This is a genomic window from Mesorhizobium sp. M7A.F.Ca.CA.001.04.2.1 (assembly GCF_003998485.1).
GTDB lineage: Bacteria > Pseudomonadota > Alphaproteobacteria > Rhizobiales > Rhizobiaceae > Mesorhizobium > Mesorhizobium ciceri.
Window position 1 is genome coordinate 1 of the sequence record NZ_RZQT01000255.1, and the last position, 2,987, is coordinate 2,987.

At 67.6% G+C, this 2,987-nt stretch carries 1 protein-coding gene; it reads right to left on the reverse strand.

What is annotated here, in order from left to right:
- The coding region (locus tag EN955_RS34160) for a translocation/assembly module TamB domain-containing protein (protein WP_206523774.1) at positions 1–2,987 on the reverse strand (2,987 nt) is incomplete at both ends.

Genomic DNA, 2,987 nt, shown 5'->3' on the forward strand with positions numbered 1-2,987 from the left:
ACCGTGCCTTCGGTGAAGGTCAGCCGCTTGCCGAGGATCGACAGTCGTCCGCGCTGCAAGGTGAAGGTGCCGACCGCTTGCGGCGACGAGGCCGGGCCGGTCAGCTTCAGCGAGCCGCCAAGTTCGGCATCAACGCCCCTGCCCTGGATGAAGATCTGATTCGGCGCGTTGACCGTGACATCGAGCGCAAGGCCGCTACCGCCGCCCTTGCCGCTGGTCGTCGGCGGCCGCAGCGCCTTGTCCTGCGCCTTGACCGCGCCCGGCGCGTTCTTGTGCTTGACGTCGAGCGCCGCCAGCGAGCCCGGCAATTTGTCGGGAACGGTGATCACCGTCTTGGCGAGATTGACGGTGCCGGCGATGACCGGTGCGGAGGTCAGCGGTCCCTTGATCGTCAGGTCGCCGCCGAGATTGGCGGTCACCACCCTGCCGTCCGTATAGCGGCCGTCGACCAGCTTGATCGACAGGTCGGCCGGGAAACCCTGCGCCGGGTTGATGCCGACCGTGCCGCTGGCCGACAGGCTGCCGCGCGTCGACAGCGTTCCGGTCAGCCGGTTGATCCTGGCGACGCCGCCGGCAATCGAGACATCGGCGGCGAGATCGTTGACGGCGAGGCCGGAGCGCGCATCGACAAGGCGCGCACCCGAGGTGCTGATGCTGCCGCCGATGACGGGCGATGTCGCGGGACCGCGCACCTGTACGTTGACATTGGCGGTTCCAGACAGTGACAGGCCCTGCGCGGCAAGCTTCTGGCTGAGCAGGCCGAACGGCACGACGCCATTGAAGTCGAGCACCAGTGACGGCGTGCCGGCCGTCGTCACGGTGCCGCCGCCCTTGAGGCCAAGGCCGGCGCCATCGCCGACATTGGCATTGAAGGTCAGCTTGTTGCCGCCGAAGGTGCCCGACGAGGAGACACTCACCGCACCGACACCGGCACCGCGCGTCTGCGAGGTCTGCACGCCGGCCGCGTCAAGGTTGAAGGCAATGGCGGGGTTCGCCGGCGCACCCGTCACCTTGACCGTGCCTGAGATCGAACCGGCGGCGTCGAGCCCCGGCGAGAAACTGTTGGCGAGCGACATCGGCACCCGCGCCAGCGTCGCATTGATGTCGAGCGCCGTGCCGACCTTGCCGGTCACCGTCGCCGTACCACCGCCAAGGTTGAGCACGAGCCGGTCCAGCGTCGTCATGCCGTTGACGATGCTGACGGTCGAGGCCTGGGCAATGGCCGCCTTGATGCCTTGTACGGTCGCCTGGCCGGAGGCAAGCTCGATGGTCGTCGTGCCGTTGGCCACTTTCACCCGGCCGGCGGCCTGTGCCGGAATGCCCTTGACGGTTGCGCCGCCGGAGAAGCCCGTCCAGTCGCCGTCGCGCTTCAAGTCGACATCGATGCCGCTGATCACGGTGCCGCCCGACGTGACGGTGTCGGCGCGGATATTTCCGGAGATCACGGGCGCCGCCAGATAGTTGGCGACCAGCGCATCGATCGAGACGGCTTTCGCCTGCAGGTCGCCGCGCGTAATCGATGCTGTCGCCGCCTTGATTGCGACCTGTGGCGCATTGCCGTTCTTCGAAAAGGCGATCGTGCCGCGCACATCGCCTTCGGCCTTCTCCAGGGCAAGTGCCGCCAGCGGGCCGATATCGGGCAGGTCGAGCGCGATGGTGCCGACTGGCACGAACTTCTCGTCCAGCGCCAGATCGCCGGAAATCCTGTTCTTGCCGAGCGACAGCAGCAGGCCATTGATGGCGCTCTTGCCGTCCGCTGTCGCCAGCACCGCACTGCCTTGCAGCGCCTGGCCGGCGACATTGCCGGTCAGCTGCACATTCGCCGCCGGATTGGCGGCATCGGCCTTGCCGGTGGCGGTCAGCTTCAGCCCGGTGATCTCTCGCGCCGCCACGAGAAGGCGGTCGCTGTCGATGGTCAACGACAGGTCCGGCGCCGCGGCCGGGCCCTGCGCGTTCAACGCAAAAGCGATGGCGCCCTTGGCGTCTTTCGACAGCAGCGAGATGTCGCTCAGCGCACCCTTGATGTCGGCGGCCACCTTGTTGTCGGCAAGGCTGGCTTGCCCGTCTGCGGTCAGCGCACCCGAGGTCAGCTTCAATCCGCCTATATTGATACTGCCGTTGGGGTCGCGCTTCAGCGTGGCGCTGATCTCAGCGCGTTCGCCAAGCATGCCGCGTGCCGCCGCCGGCAAGGCCGACGATGGGGCATCCGCCTTCAGATTGAGGTCGATGGCACCGTCACGCAGCGATACCTGGCCGGCAACCTGGCTGTTCAGCGCATCGCTCTTGAGCGAGCCGCTGTCTATGGCAACCGCATCGGCTGTCAGGCGACCGCTGAGCGCCGCCGTGACCTTGCCGGCGATCAGCGGCGCAATCACCGGATTGTCGAGACCGACCTTGTCCACCGACACTGTGCCGGAAACTGGCCCTGCGCGGTTCTTGAGATCGAACGCATCCGAGTGCAACGCCAGAGCAAGCCCGTCCACCCTCGCTGGACTGGTGACGATCGAGGGCAGGATCGCAGAGACATCCAGGCGGGCCCGCGTGCTCTCGCCCGCCACCTTTGCCGACATGGACCGGATTTCGATCTTGACCGGGCTCCCGGCGCTGCCGACAATCAGGGGCAGGCTGGGGCCGGATGAGATGAGATCGAGCGCAAAATCGCTGGCGCCGTTCGGGTTGAGGGTGCCGGCTGCCTTGCCGGAAATCTTGTCGCCGGTCAGCGTCGCCTGATGGAGCACCACGCCGCCGGCCAAGGTGTAGCTGCCGGCCGCATCGACGGCGAGCGGCCCGAGCCCCGCCTGGCGAGTCTGGCTGGTTTCGACGCCAGCCAGCTGCGCGTTGAAGCGGACATCGGGAGCGGCCGGCGGCCCGGTCACACCAGCCGTGCCGCTGAGCGTGCCGACAGCGTCGAGGCCGGGCGAAAATTCATTGGCGAGCGCCGCGGGCAGTGCCGAAAATTGCGCCGCGAGGTCGAGCGTCTGACCGGC